At 33.5% G+C, this 19,602-nt stretch carries 14 protein-coding genes and 1 pseudogene; 3 read left to right on the top strand and 12 right to left on the bottom strand.

The annotated features are described in order from the left end of the window. The first annotated feature begins 260 nt into the window (after positions 1–260). From K7I92_RS03895 to K7I92_RS03885, 3 genes are all read left to right on the top strand, one after another. Complete coding sequence (locus tag K7I92_RS03895; protein ID WP_220282140.1) at positions 261–2,840, top strand: PD-(D/E)XK nuclease family protein; 2,580 nt, start codon at positions 261–263, stop codon at positions 2,838–2,840. Continuing rightward, positions 2,837–5,956 (top strand): exodeoxyribonuclease V subunit beta, encoded by a 3,120-nt coding sequence (locus K7I92_RS03890; RefSeq protein WP_220282139.1) that lies wholly within the window; start codon positions 2,837–2,839, stop codon positions 5,954–5,956. The genes K7I92_RS03895 and K7I92_RS03890 overlap by 4 nt, the downstream gene beginning before the upstream one ends. A gap of 195 nt (positions 5,957–6,151) precedes the next feature. Continuing rightward, positions 6,152–6,313, top strand: coding sequence for a hypothetical protein (locus K7I92_RS03885; protein ID WP_203244948.1), 162 nt, complete (start codon positions 6,152–6,154; stop codon positions 6,311–6,313). Positions 6,314–6,558: 245 nt separating this feature from the next. On the opposite strand, the gene K7I92_RS03880 is transcribed toward K7I92_RS03885, so the two are convergent. The 12 genes and pseudogenes from K7I92_RS03880 to K7I92_RS03830 all read right to left on the bottom strand — a co-directional run bounded on the left by K7I92_RS03880 (position 6,559) and on the right by K7I92_RS03830 (position 19,560). Then, positions 6,559–6,954 carry a hypothetical protein gene (locus K7I92_RS03880; RefSeq protein ID WP_220282138.1) on the bottom strand — a complete coding sequence of 132 codons (396 nt, stop codon included), beginning with the start codon at positions 6,952–6,954 and terminating at the stop codon, positions 6,559–6,561. Continuing rightward, complete coding sequence (locus K7I92_RS03875; RefSeq protein ID WP_220282137.1) at positions 6,926–8,101, bottom strand: amidase domain-containing protein; 1,176 nt, start codon at positions 8,099–8,101, stop codon at positions 6,926–6,928. The genes K7I92_RS03880 and K7I92_RS03875 overlap by 29 nt, the downstream gene beginning before the upstream one ends. 425 nt (positions 8,102–8,526) lie before the next feature. Further along, the gene (locus K7I92_RS03870) at positions 8,527–9,666 is read right to left on the bottom strand and encodes a hypothetical protein (RefSeq protein ID WP_220282136.1); all 1,140 of its coding nucleotides are present in this window, start codon (positions 9,664–9,666) and stop codon (positions 8,527–8,529) included. A gap of 243 nt (positions 9,667–9,909) precedes the next feature. Continuing rightward, positions 9,910–10,149, bottom strand: a pseudogene (locus K7I92_RS07650) (hypothetical protein); the annotation flags it as partial. A gap of 88 nt (positions 10,150–10,237) precedes the next feature. After that, positions 10,238–11,542, bottom strand: a complete 1,305-nt coding sequence (locus K7I92_RS03865) for a hypothetical protein (protein WP_220282135.1) — start codon at positions 11,540–11,542, stop codon at positions 10,238–10,240. Further along, a complete protein-coding gene (locus tag K7I92_RS03860; protein ID WP_220282134.1) occupies positions 11,535–12,389 on the bottom strand; it encodes a DNA adenine methylase in 855 nt (284 codons plus the stop codon). The genes K7I92_RS03865 and K7I92_RS03860 overlap by 8 nt, the downstream gene beginning before the upstream one ends. 13 nt (positions 12,390–12,402) lie before the next feature. Beyond that, the gene (locus K7I92_RS03855; protein WP_255594320.1) at positions 12,403–12,567 is read right to left on the bottom strand and encodes a helix-turn-helix transcriptional regulator; all 165 of its coding nucleotides are present in this window, start codon (positions 12,565–12,567) and stop codon (positions 12,403–12,405) included. A 107-nt stretch (positions 12,568–12,674) separates the two neighbouring features. Continuing rightward, complete coding sequence (locus K7I92_RS03850) at positions 12,675–14,615, bottom strand: sensor histidine kinase KdpD (RefSeq protein WP_220282132.1); 1,941 nt, start codon at positions 14,613–14,615, stop codon at positions 12,675–12,677. After that, positions 14,605–15,303, bottom strand: coding sequence for a response regulator transcription factor (locus K7I92_RS03845; RefSeq protein ID WP_203245007.1), 699 nt, complete (start codon positions 15,301–15,303; stop codon positions 14,605–14,607). Before K7I92_RS03845 ends, K7I92_RS03850 begins: the two co-directional genes overlap by 11 nt. A 379-nt stretch (positions 15,304–15,682) precedes the next feature. After that, on the bottom strand, positions 15,683–16,222 hold the full coding sequence (gene rbr, locus K7I92_RS03840) for a rubrerythrin (RefSeq protein ID WP_203245008.1): 540 nt from the start codon (positions 16,220–16,222) through the stop codon (positions 15,683–15,685). Next, positions 16,182–16,616 carry a Fur family transcriptional regulator gene (locus K7I92_RS03835; RefSeq protein ID WP_203245009.1) on the bottom strand — a complete coding sequence of 145 codons (435 nt, stop codon included), beginning with the start codon at positions 16,614–16,616 and terminating at the stop codon, positions 16,182–16,184. Before K7I92_RS03835 ends, rbr begins: the two co-directional genes overlap by 41 nt. An 85-nt stretch (positions 16,617–16,701) precedes the next feature. Beyond that, positions 16,702–19,560, bottom strand: a complete 2,859-nt coding sequence (locus K7I92_RS03830; protein WP_220282131.1) for an insulinase family protein — start codon at positions 19,558–19,560, stop codon at positions 16,702–16,704. Positions 19,561–19,602: the final 42 nt, after the last annotated feature.

Below are 19,602 nucleotides of genomic sequence, written 5' to 3'. Positions count from 1 at the left end.
AATGTTACAATAAATAAAATCTTGTCTTTAACAGTTTCAAGAGAGTAAAAGGTCGCAGAAGTCCTTTATTTAAAGGCTTTTAATGACTTTTTGTTTTTGTGGCTGATAGGCGTATATTATTTGCTTGGCACATTGTCAACTCACCTCAAAAAACAAAAATCATCATTATAATACTCTTCGTGTATTGATATAGATCTGCTCACATGTTTAACCACCTTTATCTAGTGAAACCCTATCCTTAAAAATGGTAAAATAAAATCATGAAAAAAATAGTAGCCAATGCCCCTCTCCAGCAACAACTTTATCACCGGTATTTCAAAGAAAAAAATGGTCTAGTCAGTGGTGTGCAAATCGCTCCACTTTCTTCTTACTTAAACCAAGATTTCCAAGATTCAATCGTTTTTATGTGGTCTATCCAAGCGGAATTAAGGAAAGCGGATTTTTCTTTATTCCCAAGCTACGCAGATATGCTACAATACCCTTCTTTTGTTCAAGAAGTGATTCACTTTGCGAAAGATTGCATTGCCTTTGGTATTCAAAAAAAAGACTTACCGGAAAATGACAAGCTTGAAAAAGAATTAAAAGAACTGATTGGTCTTGTTTTACAATCATCTGTATTGGATGCTTATCGTAATGCAATTGAACAAAATAAACAATTAGACCTTTCTTCTTTAGAAGTAAAAGATATTGTTTTAGAAGATGATTACCATAGTCACTTATTAAAAGGGAAACTACCTTCTAGGTCTTTTTTCCAAGAAACTATTTCTGATTTAAGAACCGCTTTAAATATTCGCCAAGAAATGGAAGTGATGGCACAAGAAATCTGTTCTTTTAAAGGAAGTGTCAATATCGTATTATCTCAATATTCTTCCCAATTTCCTATTTTGAAACAAGTCTTTCATCGTTATGGCATTCCTTTTTCCGCTTATCAACAAGAACAACCGAGCCTTGTCGGAAGACTTTTTAAAGATTTATTCTTAGTGGCTTACCAACAAGATGTGAAGGCTTTCTTAGATTTAATTGAAAACAATGCTTTTCATCATTCTTTAAGCAAAGACGAGCAAAATGTATTATCGAAATATCTTAGCAAGGTTGAACCGGAATCCCCCAAATTACCACTTCAAAGCATGGAAGAATTATGGTCCGATGAAGCGAAAGCTTATGCTCGCTATCAAGAGCGAATCAATGCTTTTTATCTTGCTATTCAAGAAAACCTTTCTACTCTTTTACAAGCCGGTACCATCGTTGATAAACTCAAACAAAGCTATGATGTTTTCATAACCCTACCCTTTCTTAAAAACCTTCAGGAACAAAAACTTGCCTCTTCATTGGAATCCTTCTTAAATCAAATTGGTGATCAAGTGGATGAAGACAACTTGCCATTCTTTTTGGAACTATTGGATCACTTCAAATCCTTTTGTTTACCAAGTGAAATTGGACCAATCATGGTAACGGATTTACGCCATCCTGTTTTACAGGCGGAACTTTCTTACATCATTGGTTTGAATAGTGATGCATATCCTAATATCCCTAATAAATCAGGTATTTTCAATGAGGATTATTACGCTCAACTTTCTTATCCAAGCTATGAAGAACGCTATGAAACTTACCTTTCACAATTAAGTTGGATCTTTCATTCCGGTAAACAAATTCACTTCTCCTATTCCCAAAAGGATTATGAAGGTAAAAAACTAGAAGCTTCTTATGCCATTCAAAGTTTATTCACAAAGAAAAGCCAAATCATCAAAGCCAAGGAATTACTACCAAGAAAAACCAATCAACATGAAGAAAACTTATCCCCTTCTTTTATGCAAGAATGGTTTACCCAAAACCCGGTGGTGAAAGGTTCCGTCAGTTCCATTGAAGAATGGTATCGTTGTCCTTATCAATACTTCTTAAGTCGTCTTTTAAAAATACAAGAACAAAGTTCTTTTGAACCCAATAGTTTATACCTCGGCATCATCACCCATGCTATTTTAGAAAAGGCTTTTAAGCAAAAAGGAAGTCATTATTATGAATTAAGCTTAGAAGATATCCAACATCAATTGACTCCTTATTTTGAGCTTTGGAAAGAGTTAGACAAATCCCATGTTGAAGACATTGATTTAATGGAAAATAAGTTAGCTTCTAACATTCACTTCTCTTTACAATACTTAAAAGGATATGAAGAAAAACATGATTTCATTAAGCCAATCGCCAGTGAGCAGGAGTTCCATATCAATCTTTTTGATGGTTTAGAGCTAATCGGTAAAATTGACCGTATTGACCAAGATCAACGTAACCAAGATTACTACCTATATGACTACAAATCTTCAGAACATAGGATTGATAAATACAAATACTTATCTGGTCAACAAATTCAGCTCATGACTTATAAATTAGTTTTAGAAAAAGATGGAGATAAAAAAGTTCGGGCTACGTATTATTTCAGTCTTTCACCTCAGAAACAAAAATTAGACTATCTTCAATATAAATTTAATCGAAGAAGCGTGGAAAAAGAGGCAGAAGATGTTTATAAGGACGATTTTCTTCGTCCTACATTCCTTCATAATCAATCTCTTAGTGGTTGGAAATTAGATGATGATTTTTCTGATTACAACAAGAATACACTCAATAGTAAAAGCTTTAAAATTACCAACGATGATTTCAATGAAGTCACTTTGCGTTTGTTAATGAACTTTTATGAACAACTCAAGAAAGGCACCATCGAAAGAAAACCTCAGGATTGTACATTCTGTTCCTATAAGAGAATTTGTTCCTATAGAAATGGAGCCACCGAAACACACATTCCTGATTCAGTGTCTGAATTATTAGAAAAGCAACAGGAGGACAAGCAATGATAACCATGGATCAACAACGTCTTGCCATTCAAGAAAGAAACACCAATGTGCTTGTGTCCGCTTCCGCCGGGGCTGGTAAAACATATATGTTAATAGAAAGATTAGCCCAACGAGTTGTTCAAGACCATGTGAGTTTAGAACAAATTCTAGCCGTTACCTTCACCAAAGCGGCGGCGGCGGAAATGAAATCCCGTTTAGCCAGTAAACTTCATCAATTAAGAGACATAAGTGATAGTGAAAAAGGATGGATTGATTGCCAATTAGCTATCCTATCCAAAGCCGAGATATCCACCATTGATTCCTTTTGTTTAAATTTAGTGAAACAATATTATTCCATTATTGGTTTAAACCCGGCTCGTTTAAAACAAACTTTATCCAATGGTCAAGAAAAAGAATTACAACATTTGGCTTTTGAAAAAGCCTTCTCTACCTTTTATCAACAAAATCCATCTAAAGCACTAGAACTTTCCAGGCATTTTGAATTAAAACCTCTTTCCCATTCACAAACCTTAGAGAAATCTGTGCATACCATCAACGATAAAGCTAAGTCCAGTTCTGATTATCAAGCATGGATGAATCACGCCTTATCTTTTTATCCAAAACTAACTCATTTTTCAGATTTCCCTAGTGAATTACAGGATTATTTCTTTTCCTATTGGCAAGAACAACTCTCTTCCATACAATCCATTTTGGAACAAATGAAAGATTGCTTAATTAGTGAAAAATCAAGTAATACTTCAAAAAAAATCGCCGATCTTTTGCGGGTGGTTTGTGATTATCAAAAAGAGTTAGAAAATCGCGATTATTCTACCGTAATTCGAATGACGAAACAAATAGCGAAATACCAATTCCGTAAAAAAGAAATTAGTGAATTAAGTAAACAATTTACTGAAATTCGTAATGCCCTGGAAGATTCTTTAGTGGAAGAACAACGCTTAGCGAAAGAAGCCCCCTATCTTCACGATACAGCACAAAACTTATTGTCTTTATGCCAAGCAACGGAATTGAATTATCAACAACTCAAAGCCGAAAACAATGTTTTAGACTTTCATGATATGGCTTTATTTTCTTTAGAAATCCTAGCAAAAAACAATCGCTATTTAGCCAAAAAACTTCAAAGAAAATACGCTGAAATTATGGTGGATGAATTTCAAGATACCTCTGCGCTTCAAAATAAAATCTTAACTATGATTTCTAATGGTCATAATCTTTTCCGGGTGGGGGATTTAAAGCAATCTATCTATGGATTTCGCAATGCAAAGCCGGAATTAATGGCTAGCCTTATGCAAGCTAATGAAGACAAAGTTTATCACTTAGAACATAACTATCGCTCAAAAGACCATATTGTTCAATTCACCAATGCCCTTTTTGGAAGCTTGATGAATTACGAAAATAGTTCTGTCCCTTATGCCGAAGAGGATCAGGTAACCATCGGCAATAGAGTCAAACAAGAAGACAACGATAAAGAATCCGCTGTTGTCAACATCATTCAAATCAATTCCAAAGACAAATTTCTCAGTGCCGCTTGGATTGGTCAAGAAATCCTTCATTTATTGGAAAAAGGGTATTCATTTAAGGACATTTGTATATTAACACCAAGTCATTCGGACAAAGCTCAACTTCGTAAAGCCTTTGATGAAGTTCATATTCCGTACTCCATTGATGAGAAACAGGGATTTTTCAAATCCTCTGTTGTGCAAACCATAATGAGTTTTGTTCAATATTTCTGCAACGAACACGATGCTATCCATTTATTTGCGCTTTTACAATCTTCTCTATTTGAAGTTCAGGATATAGAATTTGCGGAAAGTCGTTTATCCTACAACCGAGAAACAACTACTTCTAGTTTCAATCAATATTTCTTAGACACCCATTCTGCTATTCAAAATCGTTTAGAAGCTCTAAAGAAGCTCTTTCTTCAAGAAGGAAGCCTGGTTTTCTTACAAGCTCTTTCTACGGAAAATGATTTCTATCAGCACCTTTCCGCTCAACAAAAAACAAATTTTGATTATTTATTAGATAAGATTGTTCAAGAAGAAGTGCTTGCACCTTATGATTTTTTACACTGGTTAGAAAGAAGTGAAGAAGAATATTCCACTGAATCCAACGCTCATTTGGAAGAAGAAAATCTCGTCAAAGTGGAAACAATCCATCATTCCAAGGGGCTTCAATACAAAGTGGTTTTCTTATACAAATGTGACCAAAATCATTCCGGCTCTGGTCCTGTCGAGGTTTCTAGTCAATATGGCATTGGTTTGGACTACCATGAATACGACTATTACAGCTATCATCCTTCTTTAGTGAAACGAATGATTCAACAAGATAATCACCGTAAAGCTGGAGAGGAGTTCTTACGGTTATCCTATGTGGCAGTTACACGAGCCGAAGAAAAGTTATATTTAGTCGCTCCACTATCCAAAAAAGAAGGATCTTTAACAAGAAACTTCATTCTAAATCACTGTAATTTAGGAACATTGGTTCAAGCGGCTTTAAGCCAATTACCTCCTTCTTTATATAAATGTCAAGAAATTAAAGAACTAGGCAATAGACAAGAATACACCTCTTCACAAGACTATCCTTTTGTACAAAAATTACCCTCTTATCCTGAAAATCTTTTTTCTCTTTCAAAACAAGATTCTCCAAGCCATCATGCAATGCAATTAAAGCCACTTAACTTTAAGAAAAAGAATAAGGTCGGTCAATCCTTTGGAACTAAAGTTCACGCTTATCTGGAAACACTGTCAAATCATCCTGTTAAACTGGATGAAATCGATCATGAGTTACCACTCTTTACTAGAGAAAGTATTCTTTTCTACCAGAATAGTGATTGGATTCAAAGTCTTCTAAAAACCATGAAAATTCAGCGTGAGCTTCCTTATTACTATGAAGAAAATGGTCAATCGTATCATGGTATTATCGACTTTATCGCAACGAATGAACAAAAAGCCATCATCATCGACTATAAAACCGACCATTTAGAAAACGAACAAGCCTTTATCCAACGCTACCAAGCTCAGCTAAAACAATATCGCATGGCATTTGAAAGTCGCTATCCGGACTTAGAAACTTGGATTTATTCTCTACATTTAAAGAAATTTATTTGTGTAAAGAAATAGACTAAGTATTGACTTCATAATTAAGCATAACCACAGATGAAAAGCACAACTAATTTCACCGGTTGTGCTTGGTATCACTGATTATTACATTTTTTATTTTGGCAATTTGAAAATTTGTAGGGTCTAGTTGTATAAAACTAAAAACTCCTTTTTAGAATGAGATTGAATCTTATTCTGAAAGGAGGTTTTTTATTTATGATTAACGATTCAATTAGTTCTATCATCGCTCTTAAAGATGATGAAGTAGAATACTGTAAAGAGGTAATATCTAAAAAGAATAATAAAGATGTACACACCTTCTATGTACGCTTAGTAAACCACGGAGGTAGATGCCCTTATGATACTAAGTTTAGATAACGGGTATACATCCTACTCACCGGATAAACTAACTAACAAGGTTAAGAAATCAAGTAATCACATAAAAAGGAAATGATAAATCACTCCATCATTTCCTTAACTTTAGGTAAAACCCTATGTTTTTTCAAAGGGTTTTCTAATCAATCCTACGAAATTTCAAATTACCTTAACAAGGTAGCATACAAAAGATTCTCTCTTACTTTTTTGGTCTCACATCATTCACAAATGTACAATATTCAATTCAGTCACAAAGTAGATAATTTACTTGTGTAAATCATCTTTAATTGTGATATGCAACATAAGCCTACAATAGCGATACTTAAACGGCACATAACGGTTACATTATTTATATTCTTAGTTTCTTTAAATGCTGCATAAAATAACGGAACCCAAAAAATTAAATTTCCGATTAAATTAAGCCCCATCTTATATTTCCAATCTAATTTAAGAAATAGTTCTATAAAAATAATTGCCAAGCCTAAAATACAAGTAAAGTTATTTCCATATACATAAACAATACCGTCATATGGCTTTATACCGTAAACATCAACCCATGTAAAAAATAATGTGGATAATGGTATTACTCGAAGCAAAAAGTTTATGATATTTTTTTTAGTTACGAATTCTACCATATCTGCCACCATCACTTCCTACATTTTCCCAACTATTACCGGGATAACTGGTCCATAGATGGTAGTTATTAGTGTGTTGAGCAACTTTATAATCATAATATCCATAACTGCCCACATAATTATCCGCAACAGTAACAAATGCCACATGTTCCCAGTCTCCATCATCTGCCCAATCACCAGCAATAATACTTCCTCTAAAAACATTAGCACTGAAATTTTTATGATTAGTTCTTGTTAAAACAACCCCCATGTATCTTGCAAAAGTATCTGCCACAGTCCAAGATTTTGAGTGTGTATGCTTACCCCACCATGCATTAGGATTATACTTATGCCACCAGCCAGAGTTTACATTGTTATATACCACTTGACTGACCCCAGATGCTTCTAGTATTTGTGAAACAAAGTTTGCACAATCTCCACGATGGAAATAATGATATGCAGATGTGTTTGGACTAGTAGCATGAGCATGTGCATAAGATATGGCAGGGACAACATTTATAGCCGCTCTTGACTCTAAATTATTTTTTTCTTCAATTATTCTATCAGATTCAGCAGTATAATCTTCATATGCACTTGATTTTCCAAAATATTCCTTTGAAAAATGAGATTTATATGGTAGGTTACTAGCGATGACTTCACTTACTATTTTTTCTTCTCCATTGTCTATAACCCTTGAAGATAAATCTAAAGAAGAAATTTTGACTATTTTATCATTTTTAAATTTGTTTTCATAAATATCAAAGAAAGCTCTCAAAAAACGATATTCATAATCCGCTTCCGAAATGCCCAAAGCATCTCCCGCATCATCAATAATCGAATATAGACCGCCGTAATAATCCTGCCAATTGGATTCTGATAAATCATCAAGGCTATATTGTTTCTTTATTTTCTCTAATATACCGGAACATCTATTCTTGATTTTGTAAAGTGCATCTTCCTGTGAATCAAACTCAATAAACATTTTATTAGTTACACCTTTAAGGGAAATTGTCCTAGAATCATCAAAACCAAACATCTGTTCAAATTCAGTTTTGATACTTTCAATCTTTTCCGCAGAGTTAACAGAATCTAATTTATTGTTTTCTTCTGCAAATACTGACTGTATAGGTATAATCAACATGCTTATAGCAATCAATCCGGCTATGATTTTTTTCATAAATTTATTCTCACTCTCTGTAAAATTTTCAAACTTTTAAATGTTACTTAGTTCAATTTTACCTACTGAAAGGCAAATCCCATCTCCATTTCTGTACCTCTGAAAATTTTTATAACTCATAAATTTTCACCTCCTTATAAATTTAAATCACTGTTTTTAATAAATGGTTATTGGTGAAAATACAACTAAGGCACTTATGTATTCCTATGTTATCTGCATGCATACATGTTGCTAAAGCAGTATCTATCTCATTAGCCACTTATAACTCTATCTATTCATGGTATTCATCATTTGAAAAAGTTTTGCAAGTTGAAGTGAACCTCCTTTATTTGTTTGGTTATCACTTTCATTGTACAGAACTTCTCTCTATATATTTTTTTGGTCTCACATCATTCACAAATGTACACCATATAGCCACTATGGTTTTAACTATTTTTTTCATTACTCTCCTCCAATAAATCAATAATCATTACGTGATGGCGATCTGCCTTGTTATAATTAGCCAATTTTTGAGTTGCGGTAACTAGTTTCCCATTACCATAAAACATCAGTGAACCTTCCGAGCCTACATTTTTATAACCCTTTACCTTTACAATTCTTGTCTTACCATCTTTTAATTCCACTAGTTCGCCAGAGTCATCCAATGAATGTTCGCCTCCTAGTCCAAATACCGCAAAGATGTATCTATCTCCGATACCTACTAAATAACCTGTAGATCCTCCAAAACTGAGAATTTCCTTTTTCTTTTCTACATCATAAATAATTCCTCTATGCCCTCTATTCGTTTCGAATAAATATTGGTTGTTCCCAAGATATATGGTATTTGAAGTTGGATTTTTAATAACACTTGTTATATCGCTTACTTTCCCGGTTTTTAAATCCAACGATAGATGCCAACCTTTTTTACCATCTGTTTTATTAAAGGTTACTTTATTCCGATTAACACAATATTGATAATTATAAGAAACTTTAGGATAAACTTCTCCTTTATACAATATTTTAATATCACTTGGATTGCTTAGATTGACTGTCTTTAAATGATAAAAGTAATGACCCTTCTCTTTGGTAATGATTTGGTAAAGTAATCGATTTCCTCCAATTTTCTGAAAGTTTGGTATCGCCCATGGATTGACCAAAACTCCTTCATCTATCTTTTTACTTTGACCATTTGTTTTATACTGTACCGTAACTTTTTCGCCATCTTCTTTGAACTCAGAAGAGTAAAAGCCCTTCTCATGCACAAAAAAGTCCCAGCACCGCACAAGCCCTTTAAAATGATAAATAGGTATATACTTCCCGTTGGTTATATCGATATACCCGAGGGATTTCGATTGATACCCTAGGAATATAGGACTATTCTCCCTCTCTATTGAAGTATATAGCTTATTGCCATCAAGATAATGAAAACTACCTCCCTCTCCTACTGTTGCTTTAATTTCATAATGCTTTATTACTTTAAAGTGTGAATTTACTGTTTCTTTTGGCTGTTCTATTTTCTTCTCTACTTTTTTAGAACAGCCTGCCAGCAGTAATACTGTCGCCATAATGATCATTCTCTTTTTCATGATATTCTCTCCCACTTATATTTTATTTAAAAACAATATTTTTAATAGTCTTTTTTTATTTTATTTTATCCTGTATAATTAATTAGTTATGAATGCCTAAATAAAAACTTTAGAAATTCCTTATTTTTATTAGCACTTACAAATTAACCAACAATATTTTTTGCTTCTAAATAGAAAACTATAATCTATTGATAAATATTAAACCGTGTGTCATATCTAAACTGAATAAAAGCAGGAAATGTTCTATTGTGCTGATTTAACAAAGAAATAAACATAAAGAATAATGATTGACTTTTCTATTAATCTTTTTACGCCCATTGTCATCAAGTGAAACACGGGATTGATTATTTCTTTGATATTCAGAAATATGATGAGCTGATAAAATTTATCTTTAGTGAAATCCTTGCTTTCGGTAAAGATACTTTCAAAGACTGTTGCTTTCTCATAAAGCCGTCTATTTCTCTTTTTTCTTGTCCTTTCTTTTTAATTATGAGCAACAAAAAGAGATAACATTTCTGCTATCTCAACAATAAACTTCTGTCTGTACGACATAAAAATATACTTCTATCTTTTATATATTTTGTAAGTTAAATATCCATTTAAGCCATGAGTAAACCGAACCGGAACGTCTAACTATCTGCCCCTCATTACACACATTATTTTCTCTCATAATATTTTGAATTTCTTCTTTTGTAGGTAACTCTCCACTATTATAAACTTTTATAAATAGCCTATTAAATATTTCATGTTCTAAAATCAAACTGACCAATTTTAATTGGCGTTCTTTATATCTAAGTTTTACTGTATCTTTTCCTAATTTGGATAATGAAACTTTTTTTACTATCTTTTCTTCGTCTTCAACATCTTTCTTTTCAAACAATCCAAGATACTTACCAGCATTGTAATAATAATCTGACTGTCTTAAATCAAATTCCATAGTTTCAGCAATTTCTTCTGTGGTTTTATTTTCTTCAAATAAAATCTCCATTAGTGATATAATTCTTTCAAAAGAATTAGCCTGTATAAAAGGAATATTAGTATTATTTTGATTATCATCATAAATAACTTTTACATCCGAATACACATCATAAAGTTCATTTAAAGCAATGTCTGTATCTTGTAAAGAATAATTTTTAGATTTAACCAATCTTATTGATGAATAGTTGTCTTTATCTTCAAACACATATTCAAATAGTCTATATATCTGATTTGAATAAATAGAAAAAACGAGTCTAATAGGCTTGACAACTTTACTTGCCCACAATCTATACGGATAATAAAGCTGTCTGATGTGAAAATCAGGATGAACAACATTTTTCGCTTCTAAAATAACAACTGAATTATTATTTTCCATTCCTCCATCAATTTCACATTGTGCATTTTTTACGTCAACTTTAAAAGAACTCCCTCTATGTCTATCTACACGAAAACTGAAAATTCCTGTTCCCATTCTTCCATTAAATGTGGCAACATTATCATCTTCATCTAAAAAATCATCTAATATTTTTGAAAGCATTAAAACATTAATCGCATTCGCCTCCGATGATATATTACCAATATCAATAGTTTCATATTCTGGAATTTCAACTTTTTGCATTTCTGTTATATGTTCCCCTAATTCAGGAATTGGTTCATACAACTTAAAATCACTTAAAACATATCCGTTTCTACTAATTGGCAAAATATTAATATTGTGCTTTTTGAAAATACTGGGCAAATTTTCAGAACTGTCCCACTTCGCCATTAATCGTGGTTCCTTAAATTCTTTTATTTGATTTGCAGTAATGAAAAACGCACCCTCGCTCTGAATTTTACTAAGAATATCATATTTTTCAAAAAGTTTACTCCAAGCTTCATTCACATTCATTTTAATCATAATTCCTTACTAATACTTCATTTATTTCTCCACGTTTATTACCATTACTATTTATTGAACGCTTTGCTTTTACAGTAATAATTTCATAATCTTTATACAATTCTCTAATGAAAGGGTGATCTGAATTTGATAATAAAAATTTTACTCCTTTAGAGTTTAATTTATCGCACTCTTTCTTAAGTTCTATTTGTTGCTTTTTATCAAATCCATTTTCTGTATAACCTGTAAAAGAAGATGAGGATGAAATCGGCATGTATGGTGGATCAAAATATACAAATGCACCTTTCCTTAAATTTTTTAAGGAGTTTTTATAATCTCCATTCATTATCTTTATATTGTTTTCATTAAAATACTTCGACATAGCTAATACAACGGGCATATTAACTATATTAGGATTTTTGTATTTACCATAAGGAGAATTAAATTGACCTGCTTGATTTACTCTAAATAAACCATTGTAACACGTTTTGTTCAAATAAATAATTCTTGCGGCTTTTTCTACATTGTTCATTTCCCCATATTTTTCATTTCTGTCTAATGCCCTAACTTCATAAAAATATTCCTCTGAATTAAGTCGCTCATGATTTTCTAAAGCTAAAATTAATTCATTAGGTTTCTCTTTAATCACCTTATAAATGTTTATAAGTTCACTATTAAAATCATTTATAATTGCCCTTTTAGGCTGAATCTCAAATATGACAGCTCCTCCACCTACAAAAGGCTCAACATAAGTAGAAAAGTTTTTTGGAATAAGTGGAACTATATCACTTAATAGTTGTCTTTTGCCACCAACCCATTTTACTACAGGAGAAAGAACGGTATTCTTTTTTCTTGAATTTTTAGTCATAGTCCTATCCTCCTCATCTTTTATCACTTGCACAGAACCGAAATACATCATTGGGGCTACATTCTAAAGCTTCACATATACGGCTAATATTCGCCATTGAAACATATTTATTGTTAGCCATATTAGCAACACAATTCTCTGAAATGTTTGCTATCTCAATCAAGTCTTTTTTCTTCATTTTTTATCTTCTAAAATCTTCCAAAGCGGTTGATAAGATACATTCATTTTATACCCTCTCAACTTATTTTACTGTAACAAAAAAACTTGCAAAATCGCAAGTTTTTATCAGATGAATTTGTTTTCTTTATTTGACGCTATAGAAACCTTCTTTAGTTCTATACTAGTTTGGAAATAATCCCCATTAATCTCGATAGAAAAGTTACCTTTTTGAAGCTGAACTAAACTTTTCACTATGCTTAAACCAAGACCGCTTCCCTCATGGCTTCTGGAATCATCCCCCTGCACAAAACGTTCCATCAATTCTTCTTCACTGATATTCAATGCTTCTTTTGAAACATTCTTCATCACAAAGAGAACGGTATCTTCTTTTTCAATAACATCTAAGTAAATGCGTGTCTTTCCCAAGGCATATTTCAATTGATTTGAAAATAAATTCTCAAAAACACGGAATAAAAGCTCTCCATCAGCTTGTACCATTAAATCCGGATTTGGGTTAATCTTAATGATTTCTAACTCACGTTCTTTAAAACGATCGCTGTATTCACCAATGATTTGAACTAATAATTCTTCACAATGGATAGGGTTGATATGCACAGGCATATTCCCCGTTGAAGCCTTGGAAGCTACCAATACATCCTCCGTTAATCGTTTCAAACGATTCACATGATGAATCATTATATCAATGTGTTTTTTTCTTTCTTCTTCCTTTTCATCTTCTTTAACAATTTGAGCATAATTTAAAATATTCGTTAATGGTGTTTTTAAATCATGGGACACATTGGTAATCAATTCCGTCTTTAAATGTTCCGACTTTAATTGATCAGCAATTGCTTTTTGAACCCCTTCTTTCACCTTGAATAAATCATCTAACTGCGTAGAAAAAATAGGGGTTAATCCTTCTTTTGAAACCGTGTAATCAAAATTTCCCTTAGCGTATTCACGCATAACCTTTGATAACAATTCCGATTGACGAACAAACATTAAAACTGCCACAAAGGATGCTAAAACTAACACAAATTGAAATAATCTATTGCGATAAGTACCAAATAAGAGCCAGAAGACTGTTACTAAGAAAAACGCAATCCACGTTAAACTCGTTCTTTCTTTCAGGTGGTTCCATAGTTTTCTTGCCCACCGGATTGACTTGTATAATAAAGTGTTTTTCCAAAAGACTTTAGCTTTGATACGAACCGCCACTGTTAATAAGAACATACCTAACAATATGCCACAAATTTCTAAACAGATTATGAGACTCAAAATTCTATCTTTACTCACAAAAAGCGCATAGTAGTAATTAGCCAAATAAGTTCTTACGATATAATCGGATATTCCTGAGTCTCTCAAAAACATAATTGGCAAAAAAAACAGCATGAAAATACTAATTTCCAATGGTATTTTATCCAAAAAAGTCAAAACAATTTCATCTGTATTTTTACGATGCCCCGCCGCAACTAATAAATAAGTAGCTGCTAGAACCATACCCACCAAACCACCATACAATAGAAATTGAATCTGACTTTGGTACTGCTCCAGATAGGTATATACTTGATAACCTTGAAACAATGAATCAATAACCATCAATGGTTGAACAACCTTATATTCCACTACATACTCTGCTACTCCCTCTTCACTTTGGATAAAGTCATAGGGCATATTTTTATCTCCTGTTTGGTATTTACGGAAATAATACTTACCCGTCACGGTCTTTGAATTGTTTTCATAAGGGAAATTTTGAAGCAATGTTTCATTTCCCTTTTTTATGGTCATGGATAAGTTTGTTTTATCTTTGCCAAAATACTTAGCTGCGGATGTGGCTTTAAAGCCTAAACTATCCATTTTCGTTAGAAAATGCCGGGTTTCATTCCTGATTTTATTTTTGGCTTCATAGGTTGTGAAATAACCGGATTGTCTCTCATGCGTTTGTCGAAAAGCAACCGATGATAGTAATGAGCCATATATGCCTATCAAAAAACTAAAGCTGGCTAAACTTAGAATCATCCATGCCAAGATTTTAATGGTGGTGCTTCCTAATAGTTTATTTTTCATAATCAGCCTCCGCTTTATAACCCCTACCCCAAACCACTTTGATGTAGCGAGGGTGTGATGGATCAATTTCTATCTTTTCTCTTAAATGACGAATGTGAACCGCAATAGTACTTTCAGATCCGATTGGTTCTTCTTTCCATACTTCTTGGTAAATATCATTCGAGGTCAGAATTTTCTTAGGATTTTGAATAAAGTATTTAAGGATGCCATATTCCACGGCAGTTAATGAGATTTCTTTTCCGTCCACATCTACCTGTTTTAAATGGTCATTTAAAGTAATGCCGCCAAGGCTGTAAATGTCTTTATCTTCTTGTTGCATTCCTAATTCTTTAAAGCGCCTTAATTGTGCTTTAATACGGGCGATTACCTCATCGGGATTAAAAGGCTTTGTAATATAATCATCAGCTCCAATATTCAAGCCTAATACCTTATCTTCTCCCTCACTTTTAGCACTTAGAAGAATGATGGGAATATTTTTATTTTTACGAATTTCTTTCGTGGCTTCAACACCATCCATGACCGGCATCATGATATCCATTAAAACTAAATCTACTTTTTCTTGTTGGATAATAGCCAAAGCTTCTTTCCCGTTCGTAGCTGTTTTTATTTCAAAGTTTTCTTTTGCAAGAAAAATTTTTAAGGCTTCTACAATGTCTTTTTCATCATCAACTAGTAATATACAATCCATATTTATCTACCTTTTGTATTCACATAGTATCATTAAACCCTTCTTTCATCTTTTAAGAAATTATTAAAATAGCTGTATACCAAATTAAAATCTTTTTCTAAAACAAGATTATTTTTAAATAACACTCCTTCAAGCGTATGTAGAATTAAAGATTTCATGTATTTTGGATTCTTCTGATGGCTTATCCATCTATCCGTTCTCTTGTTCTAATGATATAGCATAATTATAGTATTTATTTGCGAATCTTTTACTTCCTATGACACAGTCAGAACATGAAAAAACGACATAGTTGGTAATCACTTACCAAACCATGCCGATATTTTCAGAAATTACGAACCCTAATTGTACCTACTAAAAAGCGGTCTTTGTTGAAAATTGATTAGTAATTTTCTTTGGCGAGTTCAAAGAAACTTTCCTTGTATCCACATAAAGGACAAATCTTAGGTGCTTTCTTACCGGTCATTGTATATCCGCAAATTTCACATTGCCATACAGATTCTTCATCCTTTTCAAATACACGATCATTTAAAACATTACTCTTTAACTTGTTGTAACGTTCTTCATGACCTTTTTCCACATTCGCAACCATTTCCATTTGAGCGGCAATTCTTGTGAAACCCTCTTCACGGGCTTCTTCAGCCATTTTCTTATACATATCGGTCCATTCATAGTTTTCACCATCAGCACCCATTTGTAAGCATTCAGCCGTTGTAGGAATTTCACCACCACACAAAGCTTGGAACCATAAACGAGCATGTTCTTGTTCATTACGAGCTGTTTCTAAGAAGATATTTGCGATTTGTTCATATCCTTCTTCACGAGCCTTTTGAGCAAAGAATGTGTACTTATTACGAGCCATCGATTCACCCGCAAATGCGTCATTCAAATTTTTTTCTGTCTTCGATCCCTTTAATTCCATTTTTCTTGTCCTCCTCTTGACAATCATGACAATATCCCTCAAAAAGCGTTGTATGGGAAATAAGCTTTAACTCAGGGCAAGCCATCTCCAACTGACGATCCGGGCAGGAATCGTAAGGAAGATTACCTAAATCAATCAATTTCCCACATTTCAAACAAACAAAATGATCATGTGGATTAGGATTTCCGTCAAAGAGATTGAAATTTTCACCAACCATCTTACGGATAACACCGTCTTCAGCCAACTGATTCAAATTGCGATATACCGTCGCTAAACCGATATCCAAACCTTGTTCAGATAATAAACTCTTTACTTGTTCAGCAGAAAGATGTTTCCCTTCTCCATGAATGGCTTCTAAAATAGCCTTTTTTTGTTCTGTTTGTCTTCTTTTCATACACTTATTGAGAACTATTCTCATTATAGAACAGATTGATATTATTGCAAGCTTTTCTTTAAAAAAGAATGTGTTTCCACATCCTTTACTCTTTCATCGATAACTTTTTATAGTCCTTTAACTTTGATAGCATTGCTTCATTTCCAATCACAACCTGATAGCTATCCTTCATCATTTCCTCCACAATATCTGCTAAAGGAAGATAGTCCTCTTTCTTCATCGTTAGAAGATTTTCACGTTCAGCTTGGCGAATATCATCCGTAATCGAAGATAACACTAAATTATCCCCTACCTTTATTTGACTACGATAATTCATCAATGGCTCCGCAGCCGCAATCGAACCAATGATATTTAAATCATTTTCTGCTTCCGGATTCTTCGCAAAGCTTCTTAAATAATCCGCAATCTTTTGGTTTACTTCTAAAGATACCGTTGGACTAGGATCACGATACGAGAACGTATTCAAACTGGAACGATCATTTCGCATACCGGTTCCATAAGCCCCATTTTTTACACGAACTTCAGTCCACAAGAAATCATAGGTTACTAAATGAGCCACAGCACGATAACGAGAATTATATTCCTCTACCTTAGCCGATGTACCTGTATAAGAAACCCCACCGGAAATTTGTAGAGCTTCTTTTTCATCTGTTAATAAAGGATAATGCACAACCGTCCCATTTGTTTTTACCGTATTTAACGCAAAAATGAAATCCTCAAACTTTTCTTTTTCAATACCGGCCACTGATAAGATGAACCGATCTCGACTAAAGATAACAGAAATATAATTTTGAATGGCTTCTAAGAAACCATCCCAATCCTCATCAAAATGATCCTCAAGGGATTGTAAATACATACCATAAGTTATTCCGAGCGTGTATTCATTAAAGAAACCCTCGGCAGAAGTATGCGCCTTCGCTCTTAACATGGCATACGTATTACCACTATTTACCAATGCTTGGCGAATAGATTCGTTATTTTGTCTTAGAAGATTTAGGACTAATTCCTTTTCAAACTTAGTCTTGAATAAGATTTCTTGAATTAAAGCAATCGCTTGATCCACATTTTTTTCCAAGGTTGAAGCGGTCACTTCAAGGAAAGGTTGCGTTCCATCCACTTGGTTATATGGTGTGAAACAAGTCACATTCGTGCTCAACACCGGAATTAAATTCTTGATTTCTGAAGTTAATTCTGATAGAGAATACTGTTCCGTTGCTAAGTTACCTAGTAATTGACGAGCTAAGAAAGAAACCTCCGGCAATTTATCCTTTGGTAAACCGGCTAATGAGAAATATAGATTAAAGTGAACAATACCCGATGGATCAGAAGGGTGCACTAGAACTCTTATTCCACGATACGATACCTCTTCGGTTGGAAAGCGCATTATCTCTGGATTAACATCGCTCAACGCCAATTTTGGCATGGTATCTAATTGTTCCTTAGTGTCCGGGGTTGCTTGCCAAACATCCAAAGCCAATTGTTCATCAATATATGGTTGCACATCAACCCATTTTTCTTTATCCGCTACCAAGCGAGCTTGTTCAGCTTCCTCTCTTTTCTTAGCAATGGTTTTTGACGGCTTCGCAATCACGGTTGCCCAATGCTCTTCATCACCATAGAATTCTTTCATCACATCTTCAAAATAAGAGCTTGAAATCGCTTTTCTTAATTCATCAAAAATTGGTGATAAGTGAATACCATCCATCGCATCCCCATCGTATAACCATGTTTCTAACGAATGAAGAGCATTCAACAAACCGGCCGGTTCACTCTTTTCACGATAATGAAATTCCAAGCCGTTGATACTAGCTTCCAATTCCTTTGGATTAAAATGATAGTCCTTCGTAACAGAACGAATAACTTCTTTTATCTTTTCTAAGTTCACTTCTTCGGTATTCACCATCATTAAAATGGAAAAAGGCTGTTGTAATTCAACTTCTAAAGCGTAGTCCACATCCTGTGCCAAGCCAGCCTCTAAAATAGCTTTCTTTAAAGGTGCTTCATTCGTACCAACAAGAATAGAATGAACAATGGACATTGCCATTCTCTTTTTTAATTCATTAAAATTACCCAAAATCTTACCAAAACTAATATAACTGCGGTTTTCAACACTTTCTTCCGGTGCTAATTCGATTTCGATCGTAGATGTACGAGCCGGTAATATTTCTTGATTTTCAATTGTGAAAGATTGACCTTTTTCATAATGAGAGAAATATTCCTCATCAATGAATTTCAAAGTGGCTTCAATATCCACATTCCCATCTAAAATCACTCTTGCGTTACTTGGATGATAGAACTTCTTATGTGTTTCTAAAAAATTCTCATAGGTTAAATCAGGAATGGCTTTTGGATCCCCTCCGGAAACGTACTTATACGAATTAGACGGGTACAATTGGCGGTACATTTCATTAAAGATATTGGAATACACATCTGCGAAAGCCCCTTTCATTTCGTTTAAAACAACTCCATTAAACTTTGGATTTTCCTTGGCATCACGAATTTCATAACGCCATCCTTCTTGTAGGAAAATGTTCTTGTTTTCATAAATAGCTGGATTAAAAACCGCATCCATATACACCGACATTAAGTTCATAAAATCCTTATCGTTGCGTGAAGAAACAGGATAAACGGTCTTATCCGGATATGTCATCGCATTTAAAAATGTCTGCATAGAATGTTTCAACAAGTCCACAAACGGTTCTCTGGTGCGATATTTCTTAGAACCATTTAAAACCGAGTGTTCTAAAATATGAAAGACACCTGTATCATCAAATGGCAAGGTCTTAAAAGTAATCGAAAAGGTTTTATTGGAATCCGATGTTTGAATCCAATTCAACTTCGCATCGGTTTTATCATGGGTAAATTCATATAGCCTTCCCTTTAAATCTGGTACTTCTCTAATTTGGTTCAAAGTAAAACCATAGTATTTTTCATTTATCTGCATAAAAGCCTCCAATTTCCTTACATTATAGTGAAAAAAAGTACT

Origin of the sequence: Bulleidia sp. zg-1013, from assembly GCF_019798045.1 — a bacterium.
GTDB lineage: Bacteria > Bacillota_I > Bacilli_A > Erysipelotrichales > Erysipelotrichaceae > Bulleidia.
The sequence above is the reverse complement of the archived record's forward strand: the minus strand, read 5'-3'. Positions and strand labels throughout refer to the sequence as shown.